Below are 15,270 nucleotides of genomic sequence, written 5' to 3'. Positions count from 1 at the left end.
GCCCCATATGACCGCAAAGATCGGCGCCGACATCGGCGGCACCTTCACCGACGTCGTGCTCGAAATCGGCGAGCGGCGCCATTCCACCAAACTGCTCACCACTTACGATGCCCCCGAACGGGCACTGCTCGACGGGGTGACGCTGCTGCTTGCCGAAGCGGGAATCGAACCGGCCGACGTCTCGCTGGTCGTCCATGGCACCACGCTGGCCACCAATGCCCTGATCGAGCGGCGCGGCGTGACCGTGGCCATGCTTACCACAGAGGGGTTCCGCGACGCGCTGGCGCTCGGCACGGAAAGCCGGTTCGACCAGTACGACATCGGCATGGAAAAACCCGCCCCGCTGGTGCCGCGCCGCCTGCGCCTCGGCGTGCCGGAGCGGCTCGATGCGCTGGGCGAAGTGCTCGTCCCGCTGGACGAGGACGCCGTGCGCACCGCCGCCGCCGCATTTCGCGATCAGGGCGTTGAAAGCGTCGCGGTCGCCTTCCTCCACAGCTACGTCAACGATGCGCACGAGAAGCGCGCGGCCGAAATCCTGCGCGAGGAAATGCCCGGCGTCTCGATCTCGCTCTCCTGCGAGGTCTCGCCGGAAATGCGCGAATACGAGCGGTTCTCGACGACGACGGCCAATGCCTATGTCCAGCCCCTCGTAGACGCCTATCTGCGCCGCCTCGAAGGCCGTCTCACCGAAATGGGCTTCACCTGCCCGCTCTACCTCATGCTGTCCTCGGGCGGGCTCACCACGGTCGATACCGCCGCGCGCTTCCCGGTGAGGCTGGTCGAAAGCGGCCCGGCGGGCGGCGCCATCTTCGCGGCCTCGGTCGCGGCGGAATGCGGCGCGGACCGCGTGCTCGCCCTCGATGTCGGCGGCACCACGGCCAAGATATGCCTCATCAACGACGGCGCCCCGCAGACCTCGCAGGTCTTCGAGGTCGGCCGCGTCCACCGCTTCCGCAAGGGCAGCGGCCTGCCGCTGCGCATCCCCGTCGTCGAGATGGTGGAGATCGGCGCGGGCGGCGGTTCGATCGCCTCGGTCGACAGTGCCGGACGCCTCGCCGTCGGCCCGCACAGCGCCGGCTCCGAGCCCGGCCCCGCCGCTTATGGACGGGGCGGAGAGCGGCCCACCGTGACCGATGCCGACATTACCCTGGGCCGCATCGACCCTTCGCGCTTCGCGGGCGGCAAGGTCACCCTCAGGCCCGAAAACGCGCAGGCAGCGCTGGCCGGGCTCGGCCTCTGGGACGGCCGCGCCGAAACCCTCGCCGTCGGCGTCAGCGAGATCGTCGACGAGACCATGGCAAGCGCGGCCCGCGTCCACGCGGTGGAACAGGGCATGACCCTGGACGAACGCAGCCTCATCGCCTTCGGCGGCGCGGCCCCGCTGCACGCGGTCAGCTTCGCCGAAAAGCTGGGCATCGGCACCGTCATCATTCCCTCCGGCGCAGGGGTCGGTTCGGCAGTGGGCTTCCTGCGCGCGCCGGTCTCCTACGAAGTCGCGCGCAGCCTCACCATGCGGCTGGACGCGGTGGACATCGACAGGCTGAACGCTCTGCTTGATGAGATGGCAGGCGAGGCGCGAAACCTTGTGAGCGCCGGGGCGCCCGGTGCGAAGCAGACGGAAAAGCGCGTCTGCCTCGCCCGTTATCAGGGACAGGGCTACGAAATCCCCTTCGAGTTCCCCACCCGCACGCTTGGCCCCGGCGATATCGCCGTGCTCAGGGAGGCGTTCGAACAGGCATACCGTGCGCAATACGGCGGCATGGTGCTCGACCTGCCGATCGAGATGCTGACATGGCGCGTCACTGTCGGCGCGGGCGGTTTCGCCTCGGAGGCGGCGGCGGCCGAAGCGACGCCGCGCGATGCCGCGCCCGTCGGAAGCCGCAAGGTGATCGACCCGGCCACCGGCGAAGCGCTCGACTTCGCACTCTATGCCCGCGAGGAGATGCGGCCCGGAGACCGGTTCTCCGGCCCCGCCCTCGTCGCAGAGCGCGAGACCACCACCGTCGTCTCCCCCCGCTTCAACGGGCGCATGGATGAACGCGGCTATCTCGTACTGACCCGCCGCGACCAAGGACTTTCCCGATGAGCCAGACTTCCGCCGGCACCGCCCTCACCGAACTGCGCATGCAGGTGATCTGGACGCGCCTGATCTCGATCGTCGAGGAACAGGCGCAGACGCTGATGCGCACCGCTTTCTCCACCACCGTGCGCGACGCGGGCGATCTGTCCGCCGCGTTGTTCGACCTCGAAGGCCGTCTCATAGCCGAGGCGGTTACCGGCACACCCGGCCACGTCAATTCGATGGCAGAGGGCGTGCGCCACTTCCTGGCCAAGTTCCCGGTCGCCACGATGAAGCCGGGCGACCATTTCATCACCAACGACCCATGGCTCACGGCGGGGCACCTGCACGACGTCACCGTGGTTTCGCCCGCGTTCCATGACGGGCGGGTCGTCGGCCTGTTCGGCGTGTGCTGCCACCAGGTCGACATCGGCGGGCTCGGGCAAGGGCCGGACGGCCGCTCGATCTACGAGGAAGGGCTCCAGATCCCCCTGCTGAAGCTGGCGGACGCGGGCCGGATCAACCAGGATCTCATCGATATCCTGTGCCAGAACGTGCGCATGCCGATGCAGGTCAAGGGCGATGTCCTGTCCTACATCACCAGCAACGAGGCGGCATCGCGGCGGCTCAGCGCCATGCTGGGCGAATTCGCCATGGCCGACCTTGCGCAAGTGGCGGACTACATCATCGAGCGCTCGCTGGCGGCAACCCGCGCCGAGATCGCCAGGCTGCCTGACGGCCAGTGGACCAGCACCCTGGTGATCGACGGTTACGACAAGCCGGTGACGCTGGTGGGCACGCTGACCATCGCCGGGGATACCCTGTCGATGGACTACGAAGGCACCGATCCCTGCCTACCGCGCGGCATCAATGTCGTGCTCAACTACTGCCGCGCCTACACCGTGTTCGGCCTGCGCTGCGTGATCTCGCCAGACGTGCCCAACAACTTCGGCGCGCTCGATCCTTTCGTCGTCACCGCGCCGGAAGGTTCGATCCTCAACGTCCAGCGGCCATGGCCGGTCGCGGCCCGCCACGTCATCGGGCAGATGCTGCCGGACCTCGTGTTCGGGTGCCTCTCTCAGGCGATCCCCGACCGCGTTCCCGCAGAGGGCAGCTCGTGCCTGTGGTCGGTTCAGCTTCGCGGCAACCTGCCCGCCCAGGGCAATGCGCGGCAGGGCGAGAGCTTCGATGCGATCTTCTTCAACTCCGGCGGTTCCGGCGCGCGGCCCGAGCAGGACGGCCTGTCCGGCACCGCCTTCCCCAGCGGGGTGCGCGCCATGCCGGTGGAAGTGACCGAGAGTTCGGCCCCCATCGTCATCTGGCGCAAGGAACTGCGCGCCGACAGCGGCGGCCCCGGCGAACGCCGCGGCGGTCTGGGCCAGACGGTGGAAGTGGGCATGCGCGACGGCAGCGGCTTCGAAGTGCTCGCCATGTTCGAACGGGTCGAACGCCCCGCCAGGGGCCGCGACGGCGGGCATGACGGAGCGGCGGGCAAAGTCACGACGTCGGGCGGCAAGACCATGCGCGCCAAGGGGCTTCAGGCGATTCCGGCGGGCGAGCGGCTCGTGCTGGAAATCCCGGGCGGCGCCGGGCTCGGCGCGCCCGCGACACGCGATCCCGCCAAGGTCCGCCGCGATATCGAGGAAGGGATGATAACGCCCGAGGGCGCTAGCCGGGACTACGGCTTCACCGGCTAGAAACCTGGGGCGGGGGTAAAATCCCCCGCCCCAGGTTCACCTGTTCCGGTTCATTTCTCGACAGCGATCTCGTCGATTTCCTCGTCCTCGTCGGCGTACCAGTTCTCGCTGCCCGGGATGGTCGGCAGCGAACGGCAATCGTTGAGGTCGCGCGCGATCTGCTCGGCGAACTTGGCCGCGACCAGCGGCAGCGGGCGCCCCTTGAGCTGCCCCAGCACCAGCGGCCCGTAAGTCCGGTCGATATCGCTGATCCGCCGCACCGCAAAGCGCGGATCGTGGCGCCACACATCGGCGCCGATGTCGATCTGGAAGGTAATCAGATCACTGCCGGCAACCAGCTCTGCCAGGAAATCGAAGCTGTTTGCCTCCACCGCGACATTGAGCTTGGCAGAGCTTGAAAGCAGGCGGCTCTCCACGATTTCGCGCCCGCCGAAGGCCATGTCCGGCATGGCCACGTCGTAATGCGCGCATTCCCTGAGCCGCAGCACTTCGTTCTTGGCCAGCGGATGGTCCGCCGCCATCACCGCGACCAGCCCCTGCCCGATGGACATGATCGGATGCAGCTCCGAGGAGCGCAGGGGGCGGAAGATCAGCACCAGGTCCATCTCGTATTCCATCAGCGCCCGCACGGCGGTGCTGTGGTCGGTAACGCTGACCTTGAACTTGACGTTGGGATGCTTCTCGCGAAAATCGGCGACGTGGCGAAGCACGAAGCTGCGCGCCACCGCCTGGCTGCAGGCAATCCGGACTTCGCCGCGCTGCAGCCCTTCGAGCTCCTCGATCTGGGAGTAGACCCGGCGCAGTTCCGATGTCTGCATCCTGATCCAGCCGATCAGCACCTCGCCGGCAGCCGTCAGCCTGACACCCGAGGTGTGCCGCTCGAAAATGGTCGAGTTCAGATCGTGCTCGACGTCCTGAATTCGTCGCAGCAGAGCCGAGGGGGTGACGTTCAGCCGTTCGGCCGCCTGGCGCACGGACCCGACCCGCGCGACTTCATCGATATATTGCCAGATCCTCTGGTTGCGTAGCGCCATCTGCGACTCCGTTCGATTTTCGGCTACACCCTGCCCGTGGTTTAACACCACTTGGGCAACGGCACATCCCTTATGCAACGAACGTCACGAGGCAGCGGCTTGGGAAGAAGCGCTTCCTCGTAAAACTCACAATATCGCCCGCCGGTCAACATTATTGTTATCATCGGGGTATTATTTAAATCACGTCTTCGGGGTGTTCCAATGGACCTGCAATTGAAGGATAGAATTGTTGTCATTACCGGCGCGGGTAAAGGCATGGGTCCGGCCATTTCTACATCGTTCGCTAAAGAAGGCGCCAAACTTGTTCTGCTGGGCCGCGACACCGAAGCGCTCGATATATTGAAGATGGCGATCGACGAAATCTCGTCCGCCCTTGTCGTCAAGTGCGACGTTACCGATCCCGCAGCCTGCGCTGCCGCCGTCACTGCAGCGGAATCCCATTTCGGACCGGTCGATGTCCTCGTCAACGTTGCCGGCGGCACCGGCCCGGTCGGCGCAACGGCGTGGGAAACCACACCCGAAGGCTTCGACGAGATCATCCAGCTCAACATGGGCGGCTGCTTCCTGATGATGCGCGCGGTGCTGCCCGGCATGGTCGCCCGGCGCTATGGCAAGATCGTCAATGTCGGCGGCACCTTCGGCATGCACGGCCGCGCCGGGCGCATGGCCTATTCCGCCTCGAAATGGGGCCTGCGCGGCATCACCAAGTCCACCGCGATCGAAGCGGGGCCCTACAACGTCAACGTCAACATCGTCGCCCCCGGCATGGTGGACGGGCCGCGCTTCCGCACCAAGGTCATGCCCGGCATGGCCGAAGCCCGCGGGCTGACCGAAGACGAAGTGATCGCCGAGCATGCGGCCGAATATGCCCTGCGCCGGATCAGCACGGCCGAGGACGTGGCTTCGGCCTGCCTGTTCCTCGCCTCCGACGTCTCGCGCCAGATCACCGGCGTCGACCTGCCGGTCGACGGTGGCTGGGCCTCGCTCTGAACCCTGAATTGCATACGGAACGCCCCATGACTGCTGAGCCCATGACCGCCGATATCGTCATCAACGGCGCAACCCTCGTCACTGACAGCGCCATGTTCGCAGCCTCGATCGCCATCAAGGACGGCGCGATCCTGGCGATCGGCGCGCCCGAGGCGATGCCGGACGCCGCCGAAGTGGTGGACGCCACCGGCAAGTACATCCTCCCCGGCGCCATCGACGCCCACGTCCATTTCCGCGATCCGGGCTATACCCACAAGGAAACCTGGGAAACCGGAACCGCCAGCGCGGCCATGGGCGGCGTCACCACGGTGTTCGAGATGCCCAACACCAACCCGCCCACGGGTAATGTCGAAGCGCTCAACATGAAGCTGGAATCGGCGAAGAAGGCCTATGTCGATTTCGGCATCTACGGGCTCCTGGGCGAGGACAACCTCGACCAGCTCGAAGCGCTGATCGAGGGCGGCGTGGCCGGGTTCAAGTGCTTCATGGGCAATACCTTCGGCAACCTGCCCTCTCCGCCCAGCGGCGCGATCCTCGAAGGTTTCGAGATCGTCGCCAAGCACGGCTACCGCGTCGCGCTCCATGCCGAGAATGCCTCCATCATGGCGCGCCGCTCGAAGAAGCTGCGCGAGAACGACTGCTGCGACCCGCTCGCCCATCTCGACGCGCGGCCGCCGGTAGTCGCAGTGGAGGCGGTGTCGCGCGCGGCGATCCTGGCCGAATGGACCGGCGCACGCATCCACGTCCTCCACGTCTCCTCGGGCGACGAACTGCGCCCCCTGCGCGAGGCCAAGGCCCGCGGCGTGGACATCACGGCGGAGACATGCCCGCACTACCTGCTGCTGGACGAACACGCCTATACCGAGAAGAAGTCCCTGATCCGCGTCAATCCGCCCGTGCGCGAGAAAGTCCATCAGGAGCAGCTCTGGCAGGGCGTTGCCGACGGCACGATCGACATGATCGCCACCGACCATGCCCCGCACAGCCACGCGGAAAAGCACAACGACGACATCTGGCGCGCCGACTGCGGCTTCACCGGGGTGCAGACGCAGATGCCGCTCATGCTCACCCAGATCGCCAATGGCCGCATGACGCTGAACCAGTATGTGCGCATGACCTCGCTGGCGCCTGCCAAGGCGTTCGGCCTCTATCCCCGCAAGGGCGCGCTGCTGCCGGGTTCGGACGCCGATATCGTCGTCGTCGATCTCGACAAGGTGGTGAAGGTCGATTCCGCGCTGCTCAAGTCCAAGGGATCTTCCACCCCGTTCCAGGACTACGAAACCCGCGGCGCGCCGATCCACACGCTGGTGCGCGGACGCTTCGTGATGCGCGACAGCGAGCTGGTGACCGAAGCGATGGGCCACGGCCTCAACGTGCGGCGCATCCAGCAGATGCCGACGCCCAGGCCCACGAACACGCACACCACCACCCGCGCGATCCTCGAAAAGCGCGGCAAGCGTTACTGAGCCGGACGCACCGCCAGACCGGTCCCTCACTCGGACGGCGCCCAGCAAACGGCGCCGTCCGTTCTTTCCCATGTCCCGAGCAGAAGAGTGTCCATGTCCATCAAGCTCGAACAGGCCCGTGCCATCGTTTCCGCCGCGCTCGAAAAGGGCCGTGAAATGGGGCTCAAGCCCTTGACGGTCGCCGTGCTGGATACCGGTGGCCATCTCGTCAGCTTTGGACGCGAGGACGGCTCCTCGACCCTGCGCCCGCAGATCGCCACGGCAAAGGCGGCGACGGCGCTGGCGCTCGGCCTGTCCTCGCGCGCCGTTGCGGCCATGGCTGCCGACCGTCCGGCATTCGTGGCCTCGCTCGGCGCCATCGCGCCGCAGGGCATCGTTCCTGCCGCCGGCGGCCTGCTCGTCATCGGCCCGGACGATACCGTGATCGGAGCCGTCGGCGTGACCGGCGACCTTTCGGACAACGACGAAGCCTGCGCCCTGGCGGGGATCGCCGCCGCCGGGCTTGCAACGAAGGAATAAGCCGCATGGCCACCCAGACGATCGACCGCGCCGGCCTCTCCGTCGAATCCTCGCTCGCGGCCTTCATCGAGGAGCAGGCCCTTCCCGGCACCGCGATCGCCCCTGAGGCCTTCTGGCACGACCTTGCCGGGATCTTCGCGCGCTTCACCCCGCGCAACGCCGCCCTCCTGGCGACCCGCGACCGACTTCAGGCCCGCATCGACGCATGGCACCGGACGCACCGCGACCAGCCCTTCGATGCTGCCGCCTATCAGGCATTCCTGAGCGAGATCGGCTATCTCGCAGCCGAGCCGGCACCTTTCAGGATCGCCCCCGAAAACGTCGATCCCGAACTTGCCGCGATCGCCGGGCCGCAACTTGTCGTGCCGGTGCTCAATGCCCGCTTCCTGCTCAACGCCGCCAATGCGCGCTGGGGCAGCCTTTACGACGCGCTCTACGGCACCGACGCCCTGCCCGGCAAAGCCACGGGTCCGGGCTACGATCCTGAACGGGGCGCTGAGGCGATCGCCTGGTCCAGGGCCTTCCTTGACCGCGCGGCCCCGCTCTCCAACGGCTCCTGGGCCGACTTTGCGGGCGGCGATCCCGTGCTTGCCGATCCTGCCGCGTTCGCCGGGCGCCGGGGGGCCAACATCCTGCTGCGCCATCACGGCCTGCACATCGAGATCGTGATCGATCCCGCCCATCCCATCGGCGCCGCCGATCCGGCGGGCATTGCCGATAACCAGCTTGAAGCCGCGATCACCACGATCGTCGACCTCGAGGATTCCGTCGCCGCCGTGGACGGGCCGGACAAGCGCGATGGCTACGCCAACTGGCTGGGCCTGATGCAAGGCAATCTCGAAGCGACCTTCGAGAAGGGCGGTAAATCGGTGCGACGACACCTTTCGCCGGACCGCGCCTACACCGCGCCCGATGGCAGCCCGTTCTCGCTGCGCGGCCGCAGCCTGCTGCTCGTCCGCAATGTCGGGCACCTCATGCGCACGCCCGCCGTCCACCTGCCAGACGGCAGCGAGGCCTTCGAGGGCATACTCGATGCCGTCGTCACCAGCCTCATCGCGCTGCACGACCTTGACGGCAGGGGCCGCTATCGCAACAGCCCGGCCGGCTCGATCTACATCGTCAAGCCGAAGATGCACGGGCCGGACGAAGCGGCCTTCGCCAACGACCTGTTCGATGCGGTGGAAGACATGCTGGGTCTGGCCCGGCACACCATCAAGATCGGCGTCATGGACGAAGAGCGCCGCACATCGGCCAACCTGGCAGCCTGCATCCATGCGGTGAAGGACCGGATCGTCTTCATCAACACCGGCTTCCTCGATCGTACCGGCGACGAGATCCACACGTCCATGCAGGCCGGGCCGATGCAGCCCAAGGGCGACATGAAAAGCGCCCGCTGGCTTGTCACTTACGAGAACCGGAACGTGCAGATCGGCCTCCAGACCGGATTTTCCGGCCGGGCGCAGATCGGCAAGGGCATGTGGGCCGCGCCGGATCGCATGGCCGACATGCTGGAGCAGAAGATCGCCCATCCGCTCAGCGGTGCCTCCACCGCCTGGGTGCCTTCGCCCACGGCGGCAGTGCTTCATGCCACGCACTACCATGCGGTGGACGTGGCGGCGCGCCAGTCCGAACGCGCAGCCGAACCCCCGGCATCGCTGGGCGACTTGCTGACGCTTCCGCTGGCCCGCCCTACGGATTGGAACCGGACCGCTATCGAACGGGAACTCGACAACAACGCGCAAGGCATCCTCGGCTACGTCGTGCGCTGGATCGACCAGGGCATCGGCTGCTCCAAGGTTCCGGACATCAACGATGTCGGGCTGATGGAAGATCGCGCCACGCTGCGTATCTCCGCGCAGGCGCTCGGCAACTGGCTGCTTCACGGCGTCTGCACGCAAGACGATGTGGAAGCCGCGCTGGCCCGCATGGCGGAAAAGGTCGACGCCCAGAACGCGGCTGACCCGGATTACAGCCCGATGTCACGGGATCGGGAGCGTTCGGTGGCATTCCAGACCGCCCGCGCCCTGATCTTCGAAGCGGCCGCCCAGCCCAACGGATATACCGAATGCCTGCTGCACCGCTTCCGGCTCCAGCGCAAAAGCGCAGCCTGAACGGTCGCAACGGACTTAACGGAAGAATTTGACGGATCGCGGCTGCGGCCGCGGTCCTGATTCCTGCGCCGGGCGTTCTGCTCGGCCACATTCCCTCTGCCCTGCCCGGCATCGAGGAGCGGCGCCCCCGCACGGCGCCTCAAGACCATTCGCTGAGCGCAAGAGGATGGCCTGCGGGCGCATAGTTGCACGCCCCTTACCCCGAAAGACCCCGCCGGCCGGTTTCGCGCCGGGCTATAGTCGTGAATGCCGCCTTGCGGCGGTCATGCCGCCGCCGCGAAGGCGACCTGTCCCGCATGGACCACGTTCCGGCGGGAAGCGCTGGCATTTGGGCGCCGGGGACGAAAGAGCGCTCGCGCCATGAATGTATTGTAATTGGCACCCGCAAATGTGCGCTCGTATCCCCTGCCTCGTCATCAGCTAGGCGGGGAGCACGCCTCAGCGGGCCCGTCCGTCCGATCGCCGTGGCATGCGGCTTATGACGGATATCAAAGGCCTGAAGACCTGAAGAATTGAGGCCTGAGAAGGTGAAGCCAAAGAATTGAGGAAAGTGTCTGCATAAACAGAACGACTGGACACCGCTTCAGGCAGCATCAGGCCGGAATGGCCTCTTCCAGGCCAGCCGCGCCTGACAGGGAAGGCTGGAATCGGAAGCCGCGCCCTTAACAACTAACATTAACAACCGTCGTAAAGCGACTGGAGAGCACTCTCCACGCCCAGAGGCCAGAAGGCTCTTGCGGAGCGCCCACAGAGGCGTGCGGAGCCTGCCGAAGGGTCGTTCGCCGGATCGGCCAAATTATTCGCAGGATCAACGCATGTCATTGAATTACAACGAAAATGATCGCGACACTTTAGCCAAAAGTGTATCACAGAGCAATAGGTTATTCTTTTTAGAGGGGATTGTGATGCTTTCTGCGGCCAAGGCTGCGGATCACCGTTAACCGGCAGATTAAGTAAATCACCTTTACCGGGGTTTACCATATCCTTCGACGACGGCCTGTTAACTGACCCGCCTGACACACCCTCTGCCACCTTCTCGGTCGATACCGGTTCTCCGGCGAATTCCACCAAGTCGTCACCGGGCAACATATCGGAGAATTTCGATTTCTCCGTGATCTTTTGCCGCCACATACGGGCCGCGATTTCCCGCTCTTCTGGTCCGACTGCGCTGGTATAGATTGCTGTTGTCTTGATGTCCGCATGTCCAAGCCATCTCTGGACCAGTGTAAGCGGCACTCCGGCCTGGATCGCACGGACGCCGAAACCGTGCCTCAGACCCTTGGGGCTGGCATAAGTGCCGGTTATTCCCGCACTTTCCATGACCTCGCAGATCCGGCGATAACCCGTCATGCGGGACCATGGCCACAGCTCGGGATCGTCGCTGGAGCGCGATCGGAGCCATTGATACAAAACTCTCAGAAAGTTGGGCGGAAGAGGAATTGCCCTAAATATTCGTTTGCCGCGCTTTTTCAGGCACTGGATAATGACGTGCTTGGCCTCGAAATCGATACTGTCGACGGTCAACGACAGCGCCTCGGAGATTCGGCAGCCAGTATAGGCCAGCATCCAGCAAAACGTTCGCACATCCGCACTTCGATTACGTGCGGAACGTATGAATGCGTCGATCTCATTATTAGTAAGATATTTGCGTTGTCCGTGCCGGTTATAGACAGTCCATGGCATATGATGAAGCCCTCGCGGTGACGGATTATCCGGTAAAGACATAGCGTTAACGCCGCTACCAAAACCCCGCTCCGGGCGGTTTGAGACACTTTTGGCTAAACCGTCTCAGACACGGCAGTTCCACTCGGAGTCTTGCTGATGTGGGGGTTGGCAATGGCTATTAACGCGGACAGACGAAGAACCGAGGGCACCAGGGCCGGCGCGGCTCACGTTGCCCGCCTGGCCAGATACCCTGACACGGCGCTCTTCTGGTTCCGCATTGGAAACTATCCGCATCTCGTGGCCGCCTATGGCCAGGAACTCGCTTCCGAGGCGGTGGCGACCGCTCATGACCATATCGCCCGGCTCGTTCAGGACAATGGCACCATGGAGACATGCCGCGCGGATATCCTGGAGGTCAGGATCAAGCGCGGCACCCGGCTCGGCGACACGATGACCCCTGAGACCGGCACGGCCTGGGCGGCGACGGTCTGCGAGGCGATCCCGCTGCTGGCCTTCGCCAGCAAGGCGGGGCCGATCCATGTCTGGGTTTCGGCCTGCTGGAGCATCTTCACCCCCGAAAGCGATTCCGGCGAAAGCGATTCCGGCGAAAGCGATTCCGGCGAAGACGATGCCAGCCCGGGCGATGTTTCGGAATGGATGTTTCCCTTCGTCGGCGCCCTTCCCGAGTATGGCGAGGAAGCCGAGCGTTACCGGGCCGACATGGCGATCGTCTCCCACGCCCTCACGGCGCTCAAGTCGATGCGGGACGGCACTGCCGGAAGCGGAGGCCTCCGCCCGTTCTGGCAGAAAGTGCGCTGCGCGGACTCGGGGGTGACCCGTTACTTCGAGGCGCTCGCCCGGCTATCCGACAGCAAAGGCCTGCCGGAACGCCCCGGGACCTACATCCTCTCTATGGAGCGGCTGGGCTTCGTGCGCCTGCTCGATCTCTTCATGGTCCGGCAGGTGATCGCCGAACTGGAACGCTCGGAGGACATCCAGATCGCGGTGAACCTGTCCGCCCTGAGCCTGAGCGACGATCCCTGGTGGGACGACATCCGTTCGACCCTGCGGCGCAACGGTCACATCGCCCGGCGCTTGCTGCTCGAAATCACCGAAACCGCATCTTTCCCGAAAGTCTCCGATGCCGTGCGGTTCGTCGATACGATGCGCCGCCTCGGTTGCGGCATCGTGCTTGACGATTTCGGCACGGGGTACGCCTCGGTCAGGCAATTGCTGGCTTTCGCGCCCGACATCATCAAGATCGACAGCCTGTTCCTGCGCCGGGCCACCGCTTCGGAGCGCGGCCGCGCGATCTTCGTTTCCCTTGCTCAACTCGCCAAGTCGATCAGCGCCACCGTCGTCGCGGAAGGGGTCGAGACCTCCCAGCACCGGAATATCGCGCTGGAGGCGGGGGTGAACTGGCAGCAGGGCTACCTCTGGGGCCAGCCCTGCGGCTGCCGACCAAGACCTTACGTGGCGGACGGACTTCCGCAACCGCCGGAAACATCACGGGGCTGGCAGTGCGCGCCGGAACCTTCGCTGAGATTCGTCCAGTGAAGAGGCCGGCGTCCTGCGGGCGTCCAACTTCCTTCGGGTCGCCTCCGAAGGCCGAGAGGTGCGGCACCTTGTTTCGTGGGGGCGAACAACTGCCCGGCCGCACCTCACCGTTCGCAATACCATATGAATTCACTCGTTAAATATCAGAATTTATCTCGATACATTTATATCGACAACATTTCAGATAACGAAAACACTCCGAAAAACGCATTTATTAAAATAAAAATGCAATAATTTTTCCCACCATACGGCAGATTATCTTGAGATGTATCTGCCACGGATTGGAGAATTTCACATGTCCGGATTTCGTCCGACTTATCTCATCGCGGGCATTGCCGCATTCGGCCTCGTGGCAGCAGCGCCTCCGGCGCCCGAGCGCGTGAAGCGCGCCAGCACCAGGATGGCCACGCAGACCGGCGCCGAAGGCCTGCCCGCTGCCGGCGGCGGCGGCGCTGCCGCCGCGGCGGGCGGAGGCTTCCTGCAAGGCTCGTGGCTATGGGCTCTGGGCGGCATCATTGCCGCAGGCGGCCTGACCGCGGTTGCCATCAGCAACTCCGACGATCCGCCCGCCAGCCCGGCGTCCTGATCCGCGCGCCGCCTCTGGGGGAGGCGGTTACATCCATTGAAGACACAGTCGCGCCGGACGGTATCGCCCGGCGATAGGGGGGCGTGTGCTCACTTCCGTTCAAAGTCCAATGCCTTTCATCGAGGCACCCGACAGCGGCGACCTGCCGCTGCGGGACGCCGTCGCCGCGCCTTATGGCAAGCCGCTCCGCTTCCTGCTGACCGGATGCCAGTTGCTGGCGGCCGACGGCGCCGGATTCCTGGCCGGCCATGCCCTGTTGCTGGCGTCCTGGCCCGCCGCCTGGGGAAACCTCCACGAACACGTCATGCTCATGCTGGCGGCCACCTATTTCCCAGTCGCCTGCTACGGCGGCAGTTTTTCGCCGGCGCTGGCCTCCAATGCCGTGCGCAGCGTGCAGCGGGCCTGGCTCGCCATCCTCGTGACGTTCCTGACGCTGCTGGTACTGGCCGCCCTGTTCGAGCGGACGACCGGCCGCATTTCGGAAACCCTCGCCTGCGCGGTCGGCGCTTCGGCCCTGACCATCGGTGTCGCACGGTTCGGGCTGGCCAGCCTGCTCGCGTCGCGCTGGTGGCGCGCGCGGTCGGGTCATGCCCGGACGATCGTGCTGCTGGACGACCAGTCGATGGCCACGGCCATGGCGATTTCCGACGGCATCATCGTCGACGTGAAGGCCCACGGGCTGCGCGCCGATCTCAATGACCCCGCCGCCCTTGCCCGTCTCGGCACGCTGGCGAACAACGCCGATCGCGTCGTCGTGGCCTGTGCCTCCGACAAGCGCGCCTTGTGGGTGGCGGCGCTGCGAGGCGCCAATGTTCCGGTGGAAGTGGTGGTGGACGAAGTCGGCGAACTGGCGCCGATGGGAGCCGGCCAGTTCGACGGACGCACCACGCTCAAGGTCGCGGCCGAACCGCTCTCGCTCGACCAGCGGATCACCAAGCGCGGGTTCGACATCCTGTTTGCCAGCGCGGCGCTGGTGGCCCTGTTGCCGCTGCTGCTGTTCACCGCCCTTGCCGTCAGGATCGACAGCGCCGGCCCGGTGATGTTCCGCCAGCCGCGCATCGGACGCGGCAACCGCACCTTCCTGATGCACAAGTTCCGCAGCATGAAGGTGGAGACCCAGGATCTCCACGGCAGCCAGCTGACGAGAGGTCGCGACGACGACCGGATCACCCGCGTCGGCCGCTTCATCCGCGCCACCAGCATCGACGAACTGCCGCAGCTGATAGACGTGCTTCTCGGCCACATGAGCATCGTCGGACCAAGGCCCCACGCGCTCGGCGCGAAGGCCGGGGACCAGCTCTACTGGGAAGTCGATGCCGCATACTGGCACCGCCACGCCGTCAAACCGGGACTGACCGGACTGGCGCAGGTGCGCGGTTTCCGCGGGACCACTTTCGTAGACACCGACCTCAGGAACCGGCTGGAATCGGATCTCGAATATGTCCGCAACTGGTCCCTTTCGGGCGACATCAGGATCGTCTGCCGGACCGTCATGGCGCTGAGCGGCAAGTCCGCCTTCTGACCAACACTTTCCCTTCTTGCATCTCCGCCGGGTGAAAGCCCGGCCGGACCGAACGCATACATAC

General features: G+C 65.4%; 11 protein-coding genes. 9 read left to right on the top strand and 2 right to left on the bottom strand.

The genetic code is table 11. The features are described from left to right. The first annotated feature begins 7 nt into the window (after nucleotides 1-7). Together ACXJ16_RS18810 and ACXJ16_RS18805 are read left to right on the top strand one after the other, a co-directional pair. On the top strand, nucleotides 8-2,086 hold the full coding sequence (locus ACXJ16_RS18810; protein WP_324699500.1) for a hydantoinase/oxoprolinase family protein: 2,079 nt from the start codon (nucleotides 8-10) through the stop codon (nucleotides 2,084-2,086). After that, complete coding sequence (locus ACXJ16_RS18805; protein ID WP_324699499.1) at nucleotides 2,083-3,756, top strand: hydantoinase B/oxoprolinase family protein; 1,674 nt, start codon at nucleotides 2,083-2,085, stop codon at nucleotides 3,754-3,756. Before ACXJ16_RS18810 ends, ACXJ16_RS18805 begins: the two co-directional genes overlap by 4 nt. A gap of 50 nt (nucleotides 3,757-3,806) precedes the next feature. Here the strand turns inward: ACXJ16_RS18805 and ACXJ16_RS18800 are convergent, their stop codons facing one another. After that, a complete protein-coding gene (locus ACXJ16_RS18800; RefSeq protein WP_054441770.1) occupies nucleotides 3,807-4,790 on the bottom strand; it encodes a LysR family transcriptional regulator in 984 nt (327 codons plus the stop codon). A 201-nt stretch (nucleotides 4,791-4,991) separates the two neighbouring features. On the opposite strand from ACXJ16_RS18800, the gene ACXJ16_RS18795 reads away from it, so the two are divergent. The 4 genes from ACXJ16_RS18795 to ACXJ16_RS18780 all read left to right on the top strand — a co-directional run bounded on the left by ACXJ16_RS18795 (nucleotide 4,992) and on the right by ACXJ16_RS18780 (nucleotide 9,876). After that, nucleotides 4,992-5,780, top strand: a complete 789-nt coding sequence (locus ACXJ16_RS18795; RefSeq protein WP_324699498.1) for an SDR family NAD(P)-dependent oxidoreductase — start codon at nucleotides 4,992-4,994, stop codon at nucleotides 5,778-5,780. 26 nt (nucleotides 5,781-5,806) lie between these two features. Further along, complete coding sequence (gene allB / locus ACXJ16_RS18790; RefSeq protein ID WP_463923010.1) at nucleotides 5,807-7,246, top strand: allantoinase AllB; 1,440 nt, start codon at nucleotides 5,807-5,809, stop codon at nucleotides 7,244-7,246. A 93-nt stretch (nucleotides 7,247-7,339) separates the two neighbouring features. Beyond that, a complete protein-coding gene (locus tag ACXJ16_RS18785; RefSeq protein WP_454798055.1) occupies nucleotides 7,340-7,765 on the top strand; it encodes a GlcG/HbpS family heme-binding protein in 426 nt (141 codons plus the stop codon). A gap of 5 nt (nucleotides 7,766-7,770) precedes the next feature. After that, nucleotides 7,771-9,876 (top strand): malate synthase G, encoded by a 2,106-nt coding sequence (locus ACXJ16_RS18780; protein WP_463923009.1) that lies wholly within the window; start codon nucleotides 7,771-7,773, stop codon nucleotides 9,874-9,876. A 675-nt stretch (nucleotides 9,877-10,551) separates the two neighbouring features. On the opposite strand, the gene ACXJ16_RS18775 is transcribed toward ACXJ16_RS18780, so the two are convergent. After that, nucleotides 10,552-11,559: a tyrosine-type recombinase/integrase gene (locus ACXJ16_RS18775; RefSeq protein WP_463923008.1), complete on the bottom strand. Its 1,008-nt coding sequence runs from the start codon at nucleotides 11,557-11,559 to the stop codon at nucleotides 10,552-10,554. A 153-nt stretch (nucleotides 11,560-11,712) separates the two neighbouring features. Between ACXJ16_RS18775 and ACXJ16_RS18770 the strand changes: the two genes are divergently transcribed. From ACXJ16_RS18770 to ACXJ16_RS18760, 3 genes are all read left to right on the top strand, one after another. Beyond that, a complete protein-coding gene (locus tag ACXJ16_RS18770; protein WP_324699494.1) occupies nucleotides 11,713-13,098 on the top strand; it encodes an EAL domain-containing protein in 1,386 nt (461 codons plus the stop codon). A 295-nt stretch (nucleotides 13,099-13,393) separates the two neighbouring features. Beyond that, complete coding sequence (locus ACXJ16_RS18765) at nucleotides 13,394-13,684, top strand: hypothetical protein (RefSeq protein WP_324699493.1); 291 nt, start codon at nucleotides 13,394-13,396, stop codon at nucleotides 13,682-13,684. Between the two features lie 109 nt (nucleotides 13,685-13,793). Beyond that, nucleotides 13,794-15,206 (top strand): sugar transferase, encoded by a 1,413-nt coding sequence (locus tag ACXJ16_RS18760; protein WP_132468900.1) that lies wholly within the window; start codon nucleotides 13,794-13,796, stop codon nucleotides 15,204-15,206. Nucleotides 15,207-15,270 lie beyond the last annotated feature (64 nt).

The sequence above is a fragment of the Novosphingobium sp. TK71 genome, assembly GCF_055361505.1.
This window is presented reverse-complemented; position numbering and strand designations above follow the sequence as displayed.